The sequence below is a fragment of the Thioalkalivibrio sp. ALE31 genome, from assembly GCF_000377405.1.
In the GTDB taxonomy this organism is placed as follows: domain Bacteria; phylum Pseudomonadota; class Gammaproteobacteria; order Ectothiorhodospirales; family Ectothiorhodospiraceae; genus Thioalkalivibrio.
In genome coordinates this window covers 1-17,660 of the sequence record NZ_KB905027.1, presented here as the reverse complement: position 1 = coordinate 17,660, position 17,660 = coordinate 1, and the positions used below count along the sequence as shown (strand labels likewise).

Below are 17,660 nucleotides of genomic sequence, written 5' to 3'. Positions count from 1 at the left end.
GCTCCAGACGATCCTGGCCGGGGTCATGTTCGCCGGGCTCCTGGTGCTGGGCGTGACGCTGGCCACCGGCACTCATCTCGCCGTGGGTCAGGCCGAGCAGCGCCTGGACCGGCTGGACGTGGAGGGCCAGTCGGCCGCCTGGCGCCAGACGCTGGCGAACGAATGGCAGCGGATGCGCGCCGAGGCGACGGCCGTGACCCGCAACGAGGCGCTGATCGGCGCGCTGCGCGACGATGCCGGCATCCGGACCTATGCCGACCCCCTGTACAACCGGCTGCGCGCCGGGGGTATCGCGGACCGGATCGTGGTCGTCGATGCCCAGGGGGGCGTGCGCTACGACTCCGCGGACAACCACGGCGAACGCGTCCCGCTGGCGCGCGCGGCGCTGGAGGACGGGCGCTTCCACGAGGGGCTGCATCATGTACCCGGGGAGCGGGTCTATGCCGGGCTGGCGATCCCGGTGTATCGGGGGGCAATCCGATCGGTGCAGTCGTGCAGTTGCGCGACCTGTCGACCTCCGCGCTCGAGTCCATGGCCGAAGCCATCGGGGGGCGCGCCGCGCTGCTGGATGAGCGCGGGCCGCTGGCGCTGACCGCGCCGTTCTTGATGGCGCTCGCGCCGGGCGAGCGACTGCACCAGCAGGCGGCGGCCAGCCGCGTTGACGCAGATGGCCGGCATTCCCAGCTGGTCTACCTGCCGCTGGTCCCGTTTGGTGGCGAAGAGGCGACGGCCACGGTGGTCCTGGCGCGGGATCTGACCGAATCGGTGGCGACCCAGAACCTGATCAATGCCACGACCTACGTCGCCGCCTTCGGGATGCTCGTGCTGATTGCCGGCGGGCTGTACCGGTGGCTGGGGCGCACCCTGCGCCCGATGCGGCGGGCCATGGACACGCTCGACCGGATCGGTCACGGGGACTTCGAGACCGATCTGCAAGCCGACTCGCGCGTGGCCGAGATCGCCCGCCTGCAGGAGGTGACCCGGACCATGGCCGGCCGCCTGGGGCATATCGTGGAGATCGAGGAAGAGAATGCCCGGCTGGCCTTTCGTGATGCCCTCACCGACCTGCCGAACCGGCGGCTGCTGCTGGAGCACCTGGAGCACGCCATCCACACGGTCAACCGCACCCGGCGCCACGCGGCACTGCTGCTGATCGACCTGGACAACTTCAAGACGCTCAACGACACCTGCGGCCATTCCGCCGGCGACCGCCTGCTGCAGGCCCTCGCGCAGCGGTTTACCGCGCGCCTGCGCGATCAGGATATCGTGGCCCGCCTGGGCGGGGACGAATTCGTGGCTCTGCTGGAGGAGCTGAGCCCGGATCGCTCGCAGGCCGGCGCGGACGCCCAGCGCATCGCGGGCGAGTTGCTGAAGGCCATGCGCGAGCCGGTGCGCATCGACGATATCGAGCACGTGATGTCCGGGAGCATCGGCATCACGCTGTTCCCGCGTGGCTTTGACACCCCGGAGGAGCTGCTCAAGCAGGCCGATTTCGCGATGTACCAGGCCAAGCAGCAGGGGCGCAACGGGGTGCGCTTCTATGATCCCGCCATGCAGCGCACGCTGCTGCGCGAGGCGGAACTCGAGCGCAAGCTGCGCCGGGCCCTGCAGGGCGAGGAACTGGTGATCCACCTGCAGCCCCAGGTCGACCCGGAGGGGCGGATCCTCGGGGCGGAGGCCCTGATGCGCTGGCCGCAGCCCGATGGCAGCTGGATCTCGCCCGGTGAATTCATCCCCGTGGCCGAACACACCGGCCAGATCCTCGAGGTCGGGCGCCTGGCGCTGCAGCAGGCCTGCCACACCCTGCGGGCCTGGCAGGGGCGCCCGGTTCTGGACAGGCTGCCGATCTCGGTGAACCTGTCCCCGCATCATTTGCGCCAGCCCCGGCTCATGGAGGAGGTGACCGCCATCCTGGACGAGACCGGGGCCGCCGCGCAGCGGCTGCATATCGAGGTTACCGAGAGCGTGATGGCGGATGCCTCGCAGCCCCTGATTGCCAACCTGGAGGCCCTGCGGGCCCGGGGCGTCGCCCTGGCGCTGGACGACTTCGGGACCGGCTACTCGTCCCTTGGCTACCTCAAGCGCCTGCCGCTGGACGTGCTGAAGATCGACCGTTCCTTTGTCCAGGACATCGAACACGACGCCGATGACGCCAATATCGTCGCGACCATCGCCGCCATTGCCCACAACATGGGGCTCAGCCTGATCGCGGAGGGGGTCGAGAACGAGGCCCAGCGGGACTTCCTGGTGCGCCACGGCTGCCATCGTTTCCAGGGCTATCTGTACCACCACGCGATGCCGGTGGCCGATTTCGAGGCACTGGTTGCGGCCGGAACGGACGCCGCCGATCACGGGACGATTGATACCCAAGGAGAGCAGGAATGATTCGGATACGGCAGGGCAGGTGGCGGTCGCGGGTGCTTGCCGGATTGTGGATTGGGCTCCTGGCCGTTCCGGCCGCCCTGGTTCACGCGGAGGAGACCCCGGCACCCTGGGGAAGCGCCGCGCCGGTGGAGCAGGACTATGCGGGCCTGAAGGCCGTCTATGATGTGACGGCCGGTACCCCGGAGGCCCTGGAGGACGTGCTGGATCACGCCGCCTACCTGAGCCGCATGACGGGTGACGATCCGTTCGACAGTCACATCGTGCTGGTCATCCACGGGGACGCACTGGACCTGTTCGCGCGTGAACACTTTGCCGAACATGAAACCCTGATGACCCGCGCCCGCGGGCTCACGCTGAATGGCGTCATCGAGTACCGAATCTGCCAGGCCGGCGCCGCCCGCCGTGGCTATGGACCGGAGGACTTCCACGGCTTCGCCAGCGTGGTCCCGATGGCCGATGCCGAGATCGTGCGCTTGCAGCAACAGGACGGCTACGGTTACATGCGCTGAGCCCGGGGCTGCCGGGCACGCAACCCGGACCCAGAGGGATCGAACGCATGACGGACCGCCAGCAACCGGGATTTCTGGAAGCCATCGAGCAGGCGGGCCTGCTGGTGGAGATCTGGGAGTACTTCCCGGAGAACATGTTCCTGATCCGGGTCGAGGGGCCGGACTTCCTGGTCGAGGCGGCCAACCCGAAGATGACGGAACTGTTTGGGCAGGACTGCAGCGGCAAGCGCCTGCACGACTTCCTGCCCTGGTCGGTCGCGGAGGAGGTGGTGGCGCACTACCGCGAGTGTCTGCGCCAGGATGCCCCTCTGCGCTACGAGGAACACGCGACCTTTCACGATGCCCGTGGCCAGGAACGCGAGGGGCACTGGCTGACCCTGCTGGTGCCCGTACACGACCCGAACGGGGCCATCACGCACCTGTTCGGGGTCTCCCAGAATGTCACCGAGCTGCGGCTGGCGCGCGCGAGCCTGGAGCGCTACAACCGCGACCTCGAGGCCGTGGTCGACGAGCGCACACGGGCCCTGAACGCGGTGAACCAGCAGCTCCAGGAGGCGAACCGGCAACTGGAGGCGCTCGCCTCGAGCGATACCCTTACGGGGGTGGGCAACCGCCGGCATTTCCAGGCGGGGGCCGAGCGCGAGATGGAACGCGCGCGACGGCATGGTGGCGCCTTGTCCCTGCTCATGTTCGACCTCGACGGCTTCAAGAGCATCAACGACCAGGACGGTCACGCGGCGGGCGACGCCGTGTTGAGAAAGGTAGCGGCGAGCGTGCAGACGACCCTGCGCGCGAATGACCTGTTTGCCCGCTATGGCGGGGATGAGTTCGTGCTGCTCCTCCCCGATACGCCCCTCGCGGCCGCGCGCCAGATGGGCGAGCGCCTGCGTACTCAGGTGCAGGAGGACGCGGGTGTGGCCCTGAGCCTTGGGGTCGCCGGTTTCGAGGCCGCCGATACGCAGCTCGAGATGCTCGTACAACGCGCCGACGCCGAGGTCCTCGCGGCCAAGCGCGCCCGCAAGGCAAAGTAGAGCCCGGCCCGGCCCCCCGGATCACCCGCGGCGGCGGTCCTGCCGGCCGCACACGGGCCGGTGGTTCAGAGGCCGAAGATCTCGGACTTGAGGTTCCACTTGGAGGCGAGGGTCTCGGTGGCGTTGAGGAACTCCTCGGCGCGGGCCGGGTGGTTCCACTGGCCCTGGGCGATCCAGGCCAGCGCGGTGTCGCGGTCGGGGGCCAGAGACAGGATGTGGATCAGCTCGCCGGCATCACTGCCGATGACCTCGCCGCCCAGCAGGGCGCCGGTGTCCATGTCGCCGATCAGGCGGACGAAGCCCTCGGGCTCGTCCTGGCCCAGCGCGCGCGGGGAGGTCTCGAAGGCGGCGAAGCCGACCGCCGGTTCCAGTTCCTCGTCCTCGGCGTCGTCCTCGTCCATGCCAAGGCGGGCCATCTCCACCGCGGAGTAGATCGCGATTGGCACGAAGCGCTCGTCCTGTTCGCGGGTATTGCCGTTCTGGATGTTCTCCACCGCGATGGTGGCGTCCGCCAGGGCGTGGTTGGCGGTCTGCCATTCGCTCGCGACATCGCCGATGGCGTAGATAGTGTCGACATCGGTCTGCAGCGTGGGGCGGCGCTTCACGAAGCCGCGGGCGTCGGTCTTCACCCCGATGGCGTCGAGGTTCAGGCCCTCGGTGTGCGGGGTGCGTCCGGTGCCGAGCAGGACCCAGTCGACCTCGAAGCTGTTGCCTTCGCTGTCGGTGATGGTGACGCCGTCATCCGAGGTCTCGACGCTTTCGTAGCCCTTGACCCGCACCGGCTCGATGCCGTCCGCGGCCAGCTGTTCCTTCAGCGTGCCCAGTGCCTGCGGGCTGAACTTCTGGTTGGACAGCGGCTTGGAGCGCGACAGCCAGGTCACCTGCTTGCCGAGATGATGGAAGATCCAGGCGAACTCGGTGGCGACAACGCCGGAGCCGATGATCGCGACGCGTGCGCCCGCCGGCGGCTTGTCGTCGAACAGCATGTCGGTGGTCAGTACGCGCCCGGGTTCGGCCGTGAACGGGGCCGGAACGGTGGCGGTGGCGCCGGTGGCGATGATGGTGTGGCGGGCGCTGACGGTCTCGGTGCCGTCGTCGGTGACGACCTCCAGGATCTCGGCGTCGCGGAAGCTCGCAGTGCCGTGGCGGTACTGGATCTTCAGGTGCTTCATGTAGCCGAGGTAGGAGTTGCGCACCTCGGTGACCACGTCCTTCTGGTGGTCCCAGGCGCGATCCATGTCGGCCGTGAGGCTGCCGCTGATGCCGCGGCCCTCGAAGTGGCGCTGCGCGGCGACGGTGCGGGCGGTGTGGTACCAGTCCTTCTTGGGTACGCAGCCGCGGTTGAGGCAGCAGCCACCCCAGTCGCCCTTCTCGATGATGACGACGCTCAGTCCGCGCAGGGCGCCCAGAACGGCGGCACGATAGCCCCCGGGGCCACTGCCGATGATGGCCAGGTCAAAGGTCTCGCTCATGGTGTCTACTCGGTCAGGTCAATGATCGGGTCGTGCCATTCCAGCTGCGTGAGGTTCAGCTCGAACACGCGGCCGTCGGCCTCGTAGTCGAAACGCACCGGGACGTGGCGCAGCTCGCGCGCAAACCAGGCGGACAGCGCAACGTCGCTGTCCTTGCTGCGGCGGTCGATGCGGATGGTCTCCACGCGGCCGATCGGGGAGTCCATGGTCTCGCGTCCGACGACCTCGAACTCGTATTCGCGCAGGCGGTCGCGTTCCAGCGCCTGGATGGTCTCGCGGTCCCCCGCGGCGGCCAGTTCGCCGGTCTCCAGGCGCTGCATCATCAGGTACAGCGAGCCGAGGAAGTCCAGGGTCTGTTCCGGGACCTCGAGATCGAAGCGCTCGCTATTGATGGTGCCGATCGCGCGGTTGCTCTCCCAGTCGAAACGCGTCTCGACCTTGCGCTCGCGGCGCGGGGTGATCTGCTGGCTGCGCGACTGCACCAGCTGGAGGTCGCCGTTGCGGCTGTTCATCAAGGCCTCGCGGCTCAGCTCGAAGCGGCCGAGGATGCGCAGGAAGCCGGAGACATGGGCATCCATCGCCATGCGGGTCTGCACGTCCTCGTGGTTGAGGGTGATGCGCGCCTTGAGCGTATTGCCCATGGCGCTGGCCTCGTAGCTGGCGGTGTAGGGCGGGATCGGGCGCAGGTCGCGGTCCGCGGCTGCCGGGGTGGCCAGCAGGGCCAGCACCAGGGTCAGCATTATGGAAACAGCACGCCGGGTCATCGCGCGGCTAGCGCCGGTCGTCGGGGCCTGAACGTTCATGGGTGTCCTCGTCGAGTTGCAGCGGTGCCTCAAGCGGCCTGCCGTCGTCTTGCAGGATCCGCCCGCACCACTGAATTTCGCCTGAACACACGCGCCGGACGACCTCGGGGTACAGCCGGTGCTCGGCCCGTTGCACGCGGGCGGCCAGGGTGTCGGCCGTATCGTCGGGCGCCACCGGCACGCGGGCCTGCATGATCACCGGTCCGCCGTCCAGCTCCGGGGTGACAAAGTGGACGCTGGCGCCGTGCTCGGTCTCGCCATCGGCCAGGGCGCGGGCGTGGGTGTCCAGGCCGCGATACTTGGGCAGCAGCGAGGGATGAATGTTCAGCATGCGGCCGGTGAATCGGTCCACAAAACCGGGGGTCAGGATGCGCATGAAGCCGGCCAGGATGACCAGGTCCGGGGCATAGTCCTCGATGGCGGTGGCCAGGTCGGCGTCGAAGGCCTCGCGCGAGGGGTAGTCGCGATGGTTCAGCACGCGGTGGGGGATGCCGTGGCGTTCCGCGAACTCCAGCCCGCCGGCATCCGGCCGGTTGCTGATGACCCCGACCACTCGCCCCGGGATGCGCCCCTGTTCGCAGGCCTCGATCAGGGCGCCGAGGTTACTGCCGCGCCCGGAGATCAGGACGACCAGGCGGCGCGGGGCCGCGGTCGATTGCCCGGCGGGTCCGCTCATGCGGCGGCGTAGGTGACGCCGGGCTGGTACTCGTCGCGTTCGCGGATCACGCCGATCGGCCAGCTGCGGATGCCGGCCCGCGCGAGCTGCGTGCTGGCGGCCTCGACCCGGTCCTCGGGGAGGATGACGGTCATGCCGATGCCGCAGTTGAAGGTGCGCAGCATCTCCTCGTCGGCGATGTCGCCGGCCTGCTGCAGCCAGTCGAACACCGGCGGCCGCGCCCAGCTGTCGGGGTCGATGCGTGCGCCCAGGGTGTCGGGCAGCACGCGCGGGAGGTTCTCGGTCAGGCCGCCGCCGGTGATGTGGGCCATGGCGTGCACCGGGAACTGCTCCAGCAGTTCCAGCAACGGGCGCACGTAGATCCGGGTGGGGGCCATCAGGGCCTCGCCCAGCGTGACGCCGTCGGCGCCCGGCAGCGGTGCGTCGAGGCGCGTGCCGGCGTGCTCCAGCACGCGCCGGATCAGGGAGTAGCCATTGGAATGAGGGCCGCTGGCCTCCAGGCCGAGGACGACATCCCCGGCGGCGACTCGGCTGCCGTCGATCAGGGCGTCCTTCTCGGCGATGCCGACAGCGAAGCCGGCCACGTCGTAGTCCTCGCCCTGGTACATCCCGGGCATCTCGGCGGTCTCGCCACCGATCAGGGCGCAGCCCGCCTGTTCGCAGCCCTCGGCGATGCCGGTCACCACGTCCGCGGCGATGTCCACGTCCAGATGGCCGGTGGCGTAGTAGTCAAGGAAGAACAGCGGTTCGGCCCCTTGGACGACGATGTCGTTGACGCACATCGCGACCAGGTCGATGCCGATGCGGTCATGCCGGCCGGTCTCCTGCGCCAGGCGCAGCTTGGTACCGACGCCGTCCGTGCCGGATACCAGGACCGGCTGCCGGTAGCGATCCATCGGCAGTTCGAACAGGGCCCCGAAGCCACCCAGGCCGGCCATCACGCCGGGGCGTCGGGTGCGCGCCGCATGCGGCTTGATACGTTCGACCAGCTCGGCGCCGGCCTCGATGTCGACACCGGCCTCGCGGTAGGTCAGGCCTGAACGGGATTCGGACATGGGTTCCCCGATGTTGAATGAGCGCGGGTGGAGGCCGCGCGCTGCGGCGGTCTCGCAGAACCCGGCATGGTAGCGAGCCGGGTGCGGGGGTGCAAAGCCGGGAAGCGTTTCGCGGCGAAGAAGTCGGGTGCGAACGGGCGGCGCTGGCGAGCCTTCTCCGGCGATGCCGGGGCGCATGCCTGTGGTATTTTGTGGCGCCTGTCGAACAACCGATCATGACCATGCCCCTGCATCCTCGAGCGCATTCCCGCCTGGCCTTACTGCTGGGCCTCCTTTTCCTGGTGCTGACCCCGGCCGGGGCCGCCGATGACGCGCTGGTGGTGACGGTCACCGCCGAGGACGAGGCCCGGGCCCTGGAGCAGGGGCTGGAACAGGCGCTGGTAAGGCTGGCGGGGCTGCGTTCGGGCCCGGTGCTGGATCTGGCGGGTGAACTGCTCGAAGGCCGCGACGACGAGGGCTGGATCGCGGCGCTGGAGCGGCGGCAACAGCTCGAAGAGGACCGCTACCGCCTGGAGTTCGACCCGTTTCGTCTGCGCACCGCGTTGCGAGACGCGGGTGTGCCGGCCTTGCTGGGCGAGCGTCCGGCGCTGCTGGTATGGGCCGTACATGATGCCGGCGGGCAGCGTGACCTGCTCGGGGATGCGGTGGACGGCCCGGGGATCCTCGCGGCGCTGGACGAGCTGGCCGAGGCCCGGGACATGCCGTTGCTGTTCCCGCTCGGCGATCTGGAGGATCGCCGGTCCGCCCAGCCCTCCGATATCGTGGGCGGTGTGAGCGAGCCGCTGGTTGCGGCCGCGCGCCGATACGAGGCCGACGGGGTTCTGCTGCTGCACGTGCGCGAGACCGCGAGCGGGGCCGAGGCGCGGGTGGTCGCGGTGCACGACACCCGTGAATACCGCAGTTCCGCCAGTGGGGACAGCCCCGCAGTGGCGGCCCGCGAGGCGGTGGCGCGGGCGCTGGACCGGGTGGCCGAGCCCCTGGCACGGGTCGCGGCCGAGCCGGAATGGCTGCGCCTGGGGTTTGCCGGGATCCAGGGCTTTGCGGCCTTCGAGCGCCTGCGCGCGGAATTGGCGCGGCTGCAGGCGGTGGAGGCGGCGCGTCTGGATGCGCTGGCCGGCGACAGCGTGGTGCTGCAGGTGCGCACCGGCCTTGATCGCGATGACCTGGTCGACCTGCTGCGCGGCTCCGGCTTTGCCCGGGCCGAAGCGCCGGATGCGGCACCCGAGGCCGATGCCTGGCTTGATCGGCGCTGATTGCTGTCGCGGCGAACCGGATGCTGCCCCGCCACCAGATCCCCAATGCCGTCACGATCGGCCGGATCCTGCTGATCCCGCCGATTGTCGTGCTGCTGGCGCTGGAGCACTACCTGGTGGCGGTGGTGCTGCTGGCAATCGCCGGACTGAGTGACGCCCTGGACGGCTGGCTGGTCCGGCGTTACGGCTGGCATACGCCGCTGGGTGCCTGGCTGGATCCGGCGGCGGACAAGCTGCTGATGCTGGGGATCTATGTGGCCGTGACCCTGTCCGGACTGCTGCCCCTCTGGCTGCTGTTGCTGGTGGTGGGGCGGGATGTCTGGCTGACCCTTGGCTCCGCGTTGTACCGGGTGTTTGTCGGGCCCCTGGCCATTCGGCCGTTGCTGATCAGCAAGGTGAACACCTTCCTGCAGATCGCGCTGGTGCTGGTGGCCATCGTGAAGGTCGGTCTGCTGGCACTGGACCCGATCTGGGTGCAGCTGCTGATTATTGTCGTGGCCTTCACGACCCTGGCCAGCGGTCTGGCCTATACCGTGCAGTGGGGCCTGTATGCGTGGCGTTACCTGCGCGGCCAGGGCGGGTCGGACGCGGCGAACGGGAGGGCGTCATGAGCACGGGGGTCGAGTTGCGCGAGCGCGTCGGGCCGGTCTCGGCCGCGACCCTGGCCGCCCTGGTCGGATTGCTGGTACTGGGCGGGGCGCTGTACCTGCTCGCGCCAATCCTCACCCCCTTCGTCGTGGCGCTGCTGATCGGTTATCTGTTCAATCCGCTGGTGACACGTCTGGCGGTGCGCACCGGGCGTTCGCGCACCCTGGCCACGGTGGTCATCTTCCTGCTGGTGATGCTCGGGCTGGCCGCGCTGATCCTGATCCTGATCCCGCTGGCCATCGCCCAGTTCGAACGACTCACGCTGGCGCTGCCGCAGATCCTCGGCTGGTTCGATGCGCAGGTGCGGCCGTGGCTGGAGGAACTGGCCGGGGACGGCCTGCCGCCGCTGGACGCCGGTGCGCTGCAGGGGCTGGTCACCGAGCACTGGCGCGAGGCCGGCGGGCTGGCCGGGGGTGTACTGCAGTGGATCGGCAGCTCCACCGGCGCGCTGGTGCTGGGGGTATTGAACCTGGTGCTCATCCCGGTGGTGAGTTTCTATCTGCTGCGCGACTGGCCGCGCCTGCTGGACGGATTGCGCGACCTGCTGCCGCGGGCCTGGCGTTCGGCGGTGATGACCTTCGCTGCGGAGTCGGACGAAACGCTGGGGGCCTTTCTGCGCGGACAGATGCTGGTGATGCTGGCGCTGGGCCTGTTCTATGCGGTCACCCTGACCGTGGCCGGGGTCGAGATGGGGCTGGCGATTGGCCTGATCGCGGGGCTGGTCAGCTTTATCCCCTATGTTGGAGTGATCGTCGGTGTGCTGCTGGCCAGCGCCGCCGCGCTGGTGCAGGGCGACGGCTGGACCCTGCTGCTGATCGTGCTGGCGATCTTCGCCGTGGCCCAGGTGCTGGAGTCCATGGTGCTGACGCCCTGGCTGGTGGGCGACCGCACCGGGCTGCATCCGGTCGCGGTGATCTTTGCCGTGCTGGCCGGCGGACAGCTGTTCGGCTTTTTCGGCGTGCTGCTGGCGCTGCCGGTGGCGGCGGTGCTGGCTGTCGGCGTGCGCCACCTGCTGGTGCACTACCGGCGCCTGAATGCCGGGGAAGCGCCCTCGGAGCCGGGAGGTCCCGGGGAATGAGTGCCGGCCAGGGTCGCGAGGCTGCCCCGCAGCGCCAGCTGCCGCTGGACCTGCGCCTGCGGGATACGTCGCGCTTTGCCGGCTTCTATCCCGGCGGCAATCCGCTCGCCCGGGATGCCGTCGAGGCGCTGGCCGTCGGGGTTGGCATGAGCGAGCCACAGATCCTGCTGCACGGGCCGTCCGGCGTCGGCAAGACCCACCTGCTGCAGGCGGCCTGCCATCAGAGCCACGAACGCGGCGATCCGGTGTCCTACCTGCCGCTGGGCGAGGTCGCATCCGCCCCGCCGCTGGCGGTGCTGGACGGCCTGGAGGGTGCCCGCCTGGTGGCACTGGACGATCTCGACGAGGTGGTCGGGCAGGGCGACTGGGACGAAGCCCTGTTCGGGCTGCTGAACCGCCTGCGCGACAGCGGCTGCCGGGTACTGCTGGCGGCGACCCATGCGCCGGACGGGCTGGGCAGTCGCCTGCCGGACCTGACCTCGCGCCTGGCGTGGGGGCCGGTGTTCCGGATGCAGGCACCGGAGGAAGACGACCTCAAGCGCATCCTCGCCCAGCGCGCCGCACTGCGCGGGCTGGAGCTGCCGGAGGCGGTGGCCGACTACCTGCTGCGCCACTACCGCCGTGATCTGGTGGCCCTGCTGGCCCTGCTGGACCGCCTGGACCTGGCCGCCCTGGCCGAACAGCGGCGCTTGACCATCCCCTTCGTCCGCGACCAGCTCGCGCGTTCCTGATCTTCACCACGAAGCACACGAAGGCACGAAGAAGGGCCAGGTCAAGGGCGTTTAACAGGAAGACGGGAAGGACGGAAGATTCTGGATGGGGCGTACCGGGAGGCGGTCCTCGGCCCGGGGATGCTGGCTGGGCGCCTCGCTCCGGCCGAAGCGTGGGTACATTGCGCACCGGAAAGGACTTTCCCGCAACCTCCTGTAAACAAAATGCCCTCTTCCAGCCTTCCCGTCTTCCTGTGAACGGGTTTTGACCTTCTTCGTGTCTTCGTGCGCTTCGTGGTGAAAATCAGGAAGTAAGCTTGCGAGCGCGGCGGGCGTCGAGTTTGACGTAGAGCAGGCAGCCGGCGAACCAGGCGAGGCTGGCGGCGGTCATCAGCAGCCCGTACAGGCGCGCGTCGGCCGCCGCGGCCAGCGTGATCCCCAGGGTCACGTAGGCCAGCGCCAGCAGGCTGGACCAGGCGTGGGTGTAGCGGCGCCCGTGCAGCATCCCGCGCAGCGGGAACAGCAGCGGCAGGACCAGGGTCACCAGCGCCAACGAGACCGGCACGATCTCCGGCTGGTCGATCCAGGTGGTCCAGACCAGGATCAGGCCGATCAGGGCCAGATAGGCGACCAGCGCCAGCGCGCGCGCCGCGAGGATCATGCCGATTCCCCGTTCTGCAGGCGGCGCGTGATCCGCCCGACCCGCTCGCCCAGGGCCGTGGCGATGCGCTGCTCCTCGCGGGTCACCGGGTGCTCGCCCTGGCCACCGGCGACATGGCTGGCGCCGTAGGGCGAGCCCCCGGAGGTCGTGGTGCTCAGTTCCGGCACGGTGTAGGGCACGCCGACCCAGAGCATCCCCTGGTGGATCAGGGGCAGGGCCATGGTCAGCAGGGTGGTTTCCTGCCCGCCGTGCTGGGTGGCGGTGCTGGTGAACAGCCCGAACGGGCGATCGACCAGGCCGCCGCTGGCCCACAGGCCGCTGGTGCCGTCGAGGAAGTGCTTCAGCGGCGCGGCCATGTTGCCGAAGCGCGTGGGCGAGCCCATGACCAGCCCGGCGCATTCCTCCAGGTCGCGGGTCTCCGCGTAGGGCGGGCCGTCGGCGGGAACCGCCGGCGCCTCGCCGGTGATGTTGGTGCTCACCGGCGGCACAGTGCGCACGCGGGCGACGGCGCCGGCCCGCTCCACGCCGCTGGCGACGTGACGGGCCAGCTCGGCGGTCGCGCCGTAGCGGCTGTAGTACAGCACCAGGACCTCGGGGGCCGCGCTCATGACAGGATCTCCAGCACCTGCTCGGGCGGGCGCCCGATGCGGGCGCGGTCACCCATGACCAGGATCGGGCGTTCGATCAGTTTCGGGTGCTGCACCATGGTCTGGATCAGCGCCTCGTCGTCCAGCTCGGCATCCTTCAGGCCCAGTTCGCGGTACTCCGCCTCGCCGGTGCGCAGGAGATCGCGCGGGGCGATGCCCAGCCGGTCGACGATGGCGCGCAGGGTGGCGGCATCCGGCGGCGTCTTCAGATATTCGACAATCTGCGGCTCCACGCCCTGCTCGCGCAGCAGTGCCAGGGTCGCGCGCGACTTGCTGCAGCGCGGGTTGTGGTACAGCGTAGGGGCATCGGACATGAATCCACTCCGGAGGACGAAAAATGACGGAGGCCAATGATAACCATGCCCGCCGCTGGCGTGTCAGCGGTCAGGTGCAGGGGGTGTTCTTCCGCGCCTCTACCCGCGACGAGGCCCGGCGGCTCGGGTTGACCGGTTATGCCCGTAATGAGCCGGACGGCAGCGTCGAGGTGCTGGCCGTGGGCCCGCGCAGGGCGCTGGACACGCTGGAGGAGTGGCTGGCCGACGGGCCGCGCATGGCGCGGGTGGATGCGGTGGAGGCCGAGGAGCTGGAACCCCCGGAGCCGGCGCCGCGCGAGTTCTCCACGGGCTGACTCGGCGGTGCCTCAGTAGCGCCGCAGCGGGCGACCCGGTGGCGGAATGACCTGGACGAAGGCACGCACGTCGCGCAGCCGGTGCGGACCTTCCGACCGGATGCGGGTCTCGGCCCCCTGCATCCAGGCGCCGTCCCAGGCGAGGCGGGCCGCCCCGGTGCGCGAATGGCGCGGCAGGTCGATCAGCAAGAGGCCGTCTTCATAGGCGACCTCGAGCTCACTGCGGTAGCGCTCGGCGTGTACTTCGATGCTGCGGCTCTCGCCACTGGCGAGGGTAAAGGCCGTTGGCTCCAGCGCGCGTTCGCGACCGCCGATCCGCAGCGTGCCGCCGCTGAGACTGACGCGGATCAGGTCTCCGGGCAGGCCGGCCTGGCCACTGCGGATGGCCGCGACCCGCTCGGCGCGTTCGGCTGCCCGTGCCGCCTCCTGCTCGGCTTCGGCCTGCAGCCGGGCCTCGCGGGCCTTCTGCACCGATTCCCAGGCGCGGATGGCCTCGACCCGTTCGGCCTCGCCCATGGCGTCCCATTGTTCCTCGCTTACCCCGTAGATCCGCGGGCTGCAGGCGGCCAGCAGCAGCGCCAGGGCTGCCAGGACCGGGTACAGACGAAGCGTTGCGGGCATGCGCGATTTCCGTGTGGGTTTGTAGCCGAGTCTGTCCGAGTAGCCTGTACCGGCCCTGAACGGGGCTCAGTGTTTCCCTCAGAAGAGCAGGTTGATGACGAGCAGCGAGACGACCATGAACAGCAGTGTCACACCGGCGCCGGCGCGCAGGTAGTCGGCCACGCGGTACCCGCCGGGATCCATGATCAGGGCATTGACCTGGTGGGTGGGCAGGATGAAGGAGTTGGATGCGGCGATCGCGACGATCAGCGCGAACACCCGCGGGTCGGCGTCGATCCCCATGCCCTGGGCGACGCTCGCGAAGCTGACCGCCAGCGGGACCAGCAGAACCGTTGCCCCGACGTTGGACATCACCAGCGTGAAGAAGGTGGTCAGCAGGAACACCGCGACCTGCAGCACCCAGACCGGCATCCCTTCCAGTTGCTGCATGCCGTTGGTCGCGATCCACTCACCGGCGCCGGAGTTCTCCACCGCCAGCCCCAGCGGGATCAGCGAGGCGAGCAGGAAGACGGTCTTCCAGCTGATGCCGCGATAGGCCTCGTCCATCGTGATCACGCCGGTGAAGATCATCCCCAGGGCCCCGCCCAGCAGGGCCAGTGCCAGCGGCAGGTCAGTGAACAGCACCAGTCCCAGCCCCAGCGCCAGGGAGCCGAGCGCGGCCAGTGGCCGGTGGGTCTTTGAGGCCTCCTGCTTGCGTCGCGGATAGCGGCTGGTGACCACGACGAAGTCGCGGTCGTCCTCCAGCGCCTGCAGGTTCTCCCAGGGCGTGTGCACGACCAGGGTGTCGCCGGCCTTCAGCGGGGTATCCGGGACCTCGTCGACGATCAGGTCATCGCCGCGCTGGATGCGCAGCACCGAGATGCCGTAGCTGCGGCGCATGCCCTTGTCGCGCACGGTCTGTCCGATCAGCTCGGAGCCGGGCGGGATGATCACCTCCGCGATGCCGCCGTGGCGGGCGGACAGGGCGCGGGCGAACACGTCCAGTTCGTCCTTCAGCACGGTGCCGGTGTGGTCGCAGGTCGTCTCGATGGTGGTGACCGGTCCGAGGATGGCGAGGTGTGCTCCGCGCTCCAGCTCCACGTCCCGGTTGGGTTCGATGCGGGTCTCGTCGCCCGTGGTGACGCCCACGACGTGTACCCCGAAGGCCGCCTCGAAATCGCCCACACGCATTCCGGCCAGGGAGCTGTCCTCGTCCAGGCGTGCTTCGCGCACGCCGAAATCCATGCCGTAGACATCGCGGAACCAGGCCGAGGTCGTCTGCACCCGGCTCTCGTCCGGGTCCTCGGTCTGGGGATCGCGGGCCGGCAGGACCCAGCGTCCGAACAGCGCGAAGTAGAGGATCAGCGTACCCAGCAGGGCGAGTCCGATCGGGGTGACGTCGAACAGCCCGAAGCCCTCGACCTCGCCGGGCAACAGGTCGTTGAGCAGGATCAGCGGGCTGGAGGCCACCAGCGTCAGGGTGCCGCCGACGATCGCGGCAAAGCCCATCGGCATCAGCAAGCGCGAGCGCGGGATGCGCGCGGCGGCCCCGATGCGGTTGATCACCGGCATGAACAATGCGGCGGCCCCGATGTTCTGCATGAAGCTCGTGATGATGCCCACGGCCCCCGAGGTGGTGGCCATCACGCGGCGCTCGGTCTGCCCGCCAAAGCGCAGGATCAGGTCCGCGAGGCGGTTCATGACCCCGGAGCGGTCCAGCCCCTTGCCGATGATCATCACCGCGATGATCGCGATCACCGCGTTCGAGGCAAAGCCGGAAAACAGTGCCTCGCCCTCGACGATCGGCGCCACCCCCGGCACCAGCGCGACCATGCCGAGCAGGAACAGCACGCTCAGCGCCGCCAGGTCGATCCGGATCACCTCCGTCACGAACAGCAGGATCGTCAGCCCTAGTAGGCCGAACACGATCCCCATCTCCAGGGTAAAGGCGACCGACCCCATCAGAAGCGGCCCTGTTTGCGGGGATCGGTTGCGGCGGGGCAGTCGATGAGGGGGCCGCGTGAATCAGGCAACGCGCGGATGTACTTCTTGTTCAAGCCGAGGCCCCAGGGACTGGCGGGCCTGCTCGAGCTCGAAGTGATCCTGGAGGTTCATCCAGAACTCGGGCGAGGTGCGGAAATAACGGCCCAGGCGAAGCGCCGTATCCGCCGTGATCGCGCGCTTGCCCTGCACGATCTCGTTGATTCGGCGGGGGGGCACGCTGATGTCGTGCGCCAGGCGGTACTGGCTGATGCCTGCCTCCTCGATGAATTCGGCCAGGTGCTGGCCCGGATGGATCGGGGCCTCGATATCCTGTGCTGTCATCGTTGCCTCCCTGGTGGTCGTCGGATCAGTGGTAATCCACGATCTCGACGTTGTAGGCGTGACCGTCTCGCCATTCGAAACAGATGCGCCACTGGTCGTTGATCCTGATGCTGTATTGACCCGCGCGGTCGCCTTTCAGTGCCTCTAGGTGTGATCTCTCAATAGGTTGTCCACGGGACGACTCCGAAGGATGCTGAGTTTGCGGACTGAGCCATTCCCAAGGAGGACGCCCCGTGAACCTTCATCAAAATGCCTTAATGGGTCCCCGCGGTCGAGAGCGGATGGCTCGCCTGGTCGTGGATCACGGCCTGAGCCTTCGTGCAGCGGCCCGCGCCTTTGACGTGGATCCGAAGACCGTGCAGCGCTGGGTCCAGCGGTTCCAGGAGGCCGGCCGTTCCGGACTTGTGGACCGTTCGTCCCGGCCGCGGAGCCAGCCGCGGCGAACCCCCCGACGGATCCAACGGCAGGTGGTCGCCTTGCGGCGCCAGCGCTGGACCATGGATCGCATCGCGACCTTCACAAGGATCTCGAGGGCCAGCGTCAGCCGCATCCTGCGGCGCGAGGGCCTGAACCGCCTGAGCGCACTGGAGCCGGCCGAGCCACCCCGGCGCTACGAACACGAACACCCCGGCGATCTGCTCCACCTCGACATCAAGAAGCTGGCGCGCTTCCGTCACCCGGGCCACCGCGTGACCGGCGTCCGCGCCAAGGACTCCATCGGAGCGGGCTACGAGTACGTGCATGTGGCCATCGACGACCGCTCGCGCATCGCCTACAGCGAGATCCATCCCGCCGAGCGGGCCCAGGATGCGATCGCGCACCTGGAGGCGGCCGTGCGCTACTACGCCACCCTGGGGATCACCATCCGACGGGTCCTGACCGACAACGGACCCTGCTACCACGCCCGGGCGTTCAGCCAGGCCTGCCGCCGACTGGGCATCCGCCATCGCCGCACCCGGCCCTACACGCCGCGAACCAATGGCAAGGCCGAGCGCTTTATCCAGACCGCCCTGCGCGAGTGGGCCTACGCCTTCACCTACGCCACGTCAGAGGAGCGCAAACGCCATCTGCCCCGATGGATCCACGACTACAACTGGCACCGCCCACACGGTAGCCTGAACAAGCAGCCACCCATCAGCGTCCTCGGTCTACCTGAGGACAACCTTGTGAGACTCCACA

Annotated in this window: 18 protein-coding genes and 2 pseudogenes; 9 read left to right on the top strand and 11 right to left on the bottom strand. The window is 69.1% G+C overall.

Going from position 1 to position 17,660, the window contains the following annotated elements; translation table 11 throughout:
• Positions 1-25: 25 nt before the first annotated feature.
• The 3 genes and pseudogenes from D103_RS0111690 (at position 26) to D103_RS0111680 (ending at position 3,925) form a co-directional block, all read left to right on the top strand.
• Positions 26-2,385, top strand: a pseudogene (locus tag D103_RS0111690) (putative bifunctional diguanylate cyclase/phosphodiesterase).
• A 44-nt stretch (positions 2,386-2,429) separates the two neighbouring features.
• On the top strand, positions 2,430-2,894 hold the full coding sequence (locus tag D103_RS0111685) for a DsrE family protein (protein WP_018867469.1): 465 nt from the start codon (positions 2,430-2,432) through the stop codon (positions 2,892-2,894).
• 47 nt (positions 2,895-2,941) lie between these two features.
• Positions 2,942-3,925, top strand: coding sequence for a GGDEF domain-containing protein (locus D103_RS0111680; protein WP_018876920.1), 984 nt, complete (start codon positions 2,942-2,944; stop codon positions 3,923-3,925).
• 65 nt (positions 3,926-3,990) lie between these two features.
• Here the strand turns inward: D103_RS0111680 and D103_RS0111675 are convergent, their stop codons facing one another.
• From D103_RS0111675 to purM, 4 genes are read right to left on the bottom strand one after another with little or no spacing between them, the layout of a single operon-like run.
• Positions 3,991-5,397, bottom strand: coding sequence for an NAD(P)/FAD-dependent oxidoreductase (locus D103_RS0111675; RefSeq protein WP_018876919.1), 1,407 nt, complete (start codon positions 5,395-5,397; stop codon positions 3,991-3,993).
• A gap of 5 nt (positions 5,398-5,402) precedes the next feature.
• A complete protein-coding gene (locus D103_RS0111670; protein WP_018876918.1) occupies positions 5,403-6,137 on the bottom strand; it encodes a DUF3108 domain-containing protein in 735 nt (244 codons plus the stop codon).
• Between the two features lie 31 nt (positions 6,138-6,168).
• Positions 6,169-6,876, bottom strand: coding sequence for a phosphoribosylglycinamide formyltransferase (purN, locus tag D103_RS0111665; RefSeq protein ID WP_018876917.1), 708 nt, complete (start codon positions 6,874-6,876; stop codon positions 6,169-6,171).
• Positions 6,873-7,931: a phosphoribosylformylglycinamidine cyclo-ligase gene (purM, locus tag D103_RS0111660; RefSeq protein WP_018876916.1), complete on the bottom strand. Its 1,059-nt coding sequence runs from the start codon at positions 7,929-7,931 to the stop codon at positions 6,873-6,875. The genes purN and purM overlap by 4 nt, the downstream gene beginning before the upstream one ends.
• A gap of 221 nt (positions 7,932-8,152) precedes the next feature.
• On the opposite strand from purM, the gene D103_RS0111655 reads away from it, so the two are divergent.
• The 4 genes from D103_RS0111655 to hda are packed head-to-tail and all read left to right on the top strand — an operon-like array spanning position 8,153 to position 11,641.
• Positions 8,153-9,184 (top strand): DUF2066 domain-containing protein, encoded by a 1,032-nt coding sequence (locus D103_RS0111655; protein ID WP_018876915.1) that lies wholly within the window; start codon positions 8,153-8,155, stop codon positions 9,182-9,184.
• A 20-nt stretch (positions 9,185-9,204) separates the two neighbouring features.
• Positions 9,205-9,795: a CDP-alcohol phosphatidyltransferase family protein gene (locus D103_RS0111650; protein ID WP_018867462.1), complete on the top strand. Its 591-nt coding sequence runs from the start codon at positions 9,205-9,207 to the stop codon at positions 9,793-9,795.
• Complete coding sequence (locus D103_RS0111645; RefSeq protein WP_018876914.1) at positions 9,792-10,910, top strand: AI-2E family transporter; 1,119 nt, start codon at positions 9,792-9,794, stop codon at positions 10,908-10,910. The genes D103_RS0111650 and D103_RS0111645 overlap by 4 nt, the downstream gene beginning before the upstream one ends.
• Positions 10,907-11,641, top strand: a complete 735-nt coding sequence (gene hda, locus D103_RS0111640; protein WP_018876913.1) for a DnaA regulatory inactivator Hda — start codon at positions 10,907-10,909, stop codon at positions 11,639-11,641. Before D103_RS0111645 ends, hda begins: the two co-directional genes overlap by 4 nt.
• Positions 11,642-11,924: 283 nt before the next feature.
• Here hda and D103_RS0111635 read toward each other — a convergent pair whose 3' ends face one another.
• The 3 genes from D103_RS0111635 to arsC are packed head-to-tail and all read right to left on the bottom strand — an operon-like array spanning position 11,925 to position 13,242.
• Positions 11,925-12,281, bottom strand: a complete 357-nt coding sequence (locus tag D103_RS0111635; protein ID WP_018876912.1) for a DUF2069 domain-containing protein — start codon at positions 12,279-12,281, stop codon at positions 11,925-11,927.
• Entirely contained in the window at positions 12,278-12,889 is a 612-nt protein-coding gene (wrbA, locus tag D103_RS0111630; RefSeq protein WP_018867458.1) for an NAD(P)H:quinone oxidoreductase, read from the bottom strand. The genes D103_RS0111635 and wrbA overlap by 4 nt, the downstream gene beginning before the upstream one ends.
• Positions 12,886-13,242, bottom strand: a complete 357-nt coding sequence (gene arsC / locus D103_RS0111625) for an arsenate reductase (glutaredoxin) (protein ID WP_018867457.1) — start codon at positions 13,240-13,242, stop codon at positions 12,886-12,888. Before arsC ends, wrbA begins: the two co-directional genes overlap by 4 nt.
• A gap of 23 nt (positions 13,243-13,265) precedes the next feature.
• On the opposite strand from arsC, the gene yccX reads away from it, so the two are divergent.
• Positions 13,266-13,556 (top strand): acylphosphatase, encoded by a 291-nt coding sequence (gene yccX / locus D103_RS0111620; RefSeq protein WP_018867456.1) that lies wholly within the window; start codon positions 13,266-13,268, stop codon positions 13,554-13,556.
• Positions 13,557-13,568: 12 nt separating this feature from the next.
• Here the strand turns inward: yccX and D103_RS0111615 are convergent, their stop codons facing one another.
• The 4 genes and pseudogenes from D103_RS0111615 to D103_RS14110 all read right to left on the bottom strand — a co-directional run.
• Positions 13,569-14,177, bottom strand: a complete 609-nt coding sequence (locus D103_RS0111615) for an Hsp20/alpha crystallin family protein (RefSeq protein WP_018867455.1) — start codon at positions 14,175-14,177, stop codon at positions 13,569-13,571.
• A gap of 78 nt (positions 14,178-14,255) precedes the next feature.
• Complete coding sequence (locus D103_RS0111610) at positions 14,256-16,118, bottom strand: SLC13 family permease (RefSeq protein WP_018876911.1); 1,863 nt, start codon at positions 16,116-16,118, stop codon at positions 14,256-14,258.
• 63 nt (positions 16,119-16,181) lie between these two features.
• Positions 16,182-16,481 carry a HigA family addiction module antitoxin gene (locus D103_RS0111605; protein WP_018867453.1) on the bottom strand — a complete coding sequence of 100 codons (300 nt, stop codon included), beginning with the start codon at positions 16,479-16,481 and terminating at the stop codon, positions 16,182-16,184.
• A gap of 25 nt (positions 16,482-16,506) precedes the next feature.
• Positions 16,507-16,632, bottom strand: a pseudogene (locus D103_RS14110) (type II toxin-antitoxin system RelE/ParE family toxin); the annotation flags it as partial.
• A gap of 82 nt (positions 16,633-16,714) precedes the next feature.
• Between D103_RS14110 and D103_RS13535 the strand changes: the two are divergent.
• Positions 16,715-17,660: IS481 family transposase (locus D103_RS13535; RefSeq protein ID WP_081618355.1), on the top strand; the 946-nt coding region annotated here is incomplete at its 3' end.

Excerpts from the sequence above, each read along its gene's own strand:
- D103_RS0111605 (WP_018867453.1), bottom strand. The coding sequence starts at position 16,481 with ATGACAGCACAGGATATCGAGGCCCCGATCCATCCGGGCCAGCACCTG.
- purN (WP_018876917.1), bottom strand. The coding sequence starts at position 6,876 with ATGAGCGGACCCGCCGGGCAATCGACCGCGGCCCCGCGCCGCCTGGTC.
- D103_RS0111650 (WP_018867462.1), top strand. The coding sequence starts at position 9,205 with ATGCTGCCCCGCCACCAGATCCCCAATGCCGTCACGATCGGCCGGATC.
- purM (WP_018876916.1), bottom strand. The coding sequence starts at position 7,931 with ATGTCCGAATCCCGTTCAGGCCTGACCTACCGCGAGGCCGGTGTCGAC.
- yccX (WP_018867456.1), top strand. The coding sequence starts at position 13,266 with ATGACGGAGGCCAATGATAACCATGCCCGCCGCTGGCGTGTCAGCGGT.
- wrbA (WP_018867458.1), bottom strand. The coding sequence starts at position 12,889 with ATGAGCGCGGCCCCCGAGGTCCTGGTGCTGTACTACAGCCGCTACGGC.
- D103_RS0111670 (WP_018876918.1), bottom strand. The coding sequence starts at position 6,137 with ATGCTGACCCTGGTGCTGGCCCTGCTGGCCACCCCGGCAGCCGCGGAC.
- hda (WP_018876913.1), top strand. The coding sequence starts at position 10,907 with ATGAGTGCCGGCCAGGGTCGCGAGGCTGCCCCGCAGCGCCAGCTGCCG.
- D103_RS0111645 (WP_018876914.1), top strand. The coding sequence starts at position 9,792 with ATGAGCACGGGGGTCGAGTTGCGCGAGCGCGTCGGGCCGGTCTCGGCC.
- D103_RS0111680 (WP_018876920.1), top strand. The coding sequence starts at position 2,942 with ATGACGGACCGCCAGCAACCGGGATTTCTGGAAGCCATCGAGCAGGCG.
- arsC (WP_018867457.1), bottom strand. The coding sequence starts at position 13,242 with ATGTCCGATGCCCCTACGCTGTACCACAACCCGCGCTGCAGCAAGTCG.
- D103_RS0111635 (WP_018876912.1), bottom strand. The coding sequence starts at position 12,281 with ATGATCCTCGCGGCGCGCGCGCTGGCGCTGGTCGCCTATCTGGCCCTG.
- D103_RS0111655 (WP_018876915.1), top strand. The coding sequence starts at position 8,153 with ATGCCCCTGCATCCTCGAGCGCATTCCCGCCTGGCCTTACTGCTGGGC.
- D103_RS0111675 (WP_018876919.1), bottom strand. The coding sequence starts at position 5,397 with ATGAGCGAGACCTTTGACCTGGCCATCATCGGCAGTGGCCCCGGGGGC.
- D103_RS0111610 (WP_018876911.1), bottom strand. The coding sequence starts at position 16,118 with ATGGGGTCGGTCGCCTTTACCCTGGAGATGGGGATCGTGTTCGGCCTA.
- D103_RS0111615 (WP_018867455.1), bottom strand. The coding sequence starts at position 14,177 with ATGCCCGCAACGCTTCGTCTGTACCCGGTCCTGGCAGCCCTGGCGCTG.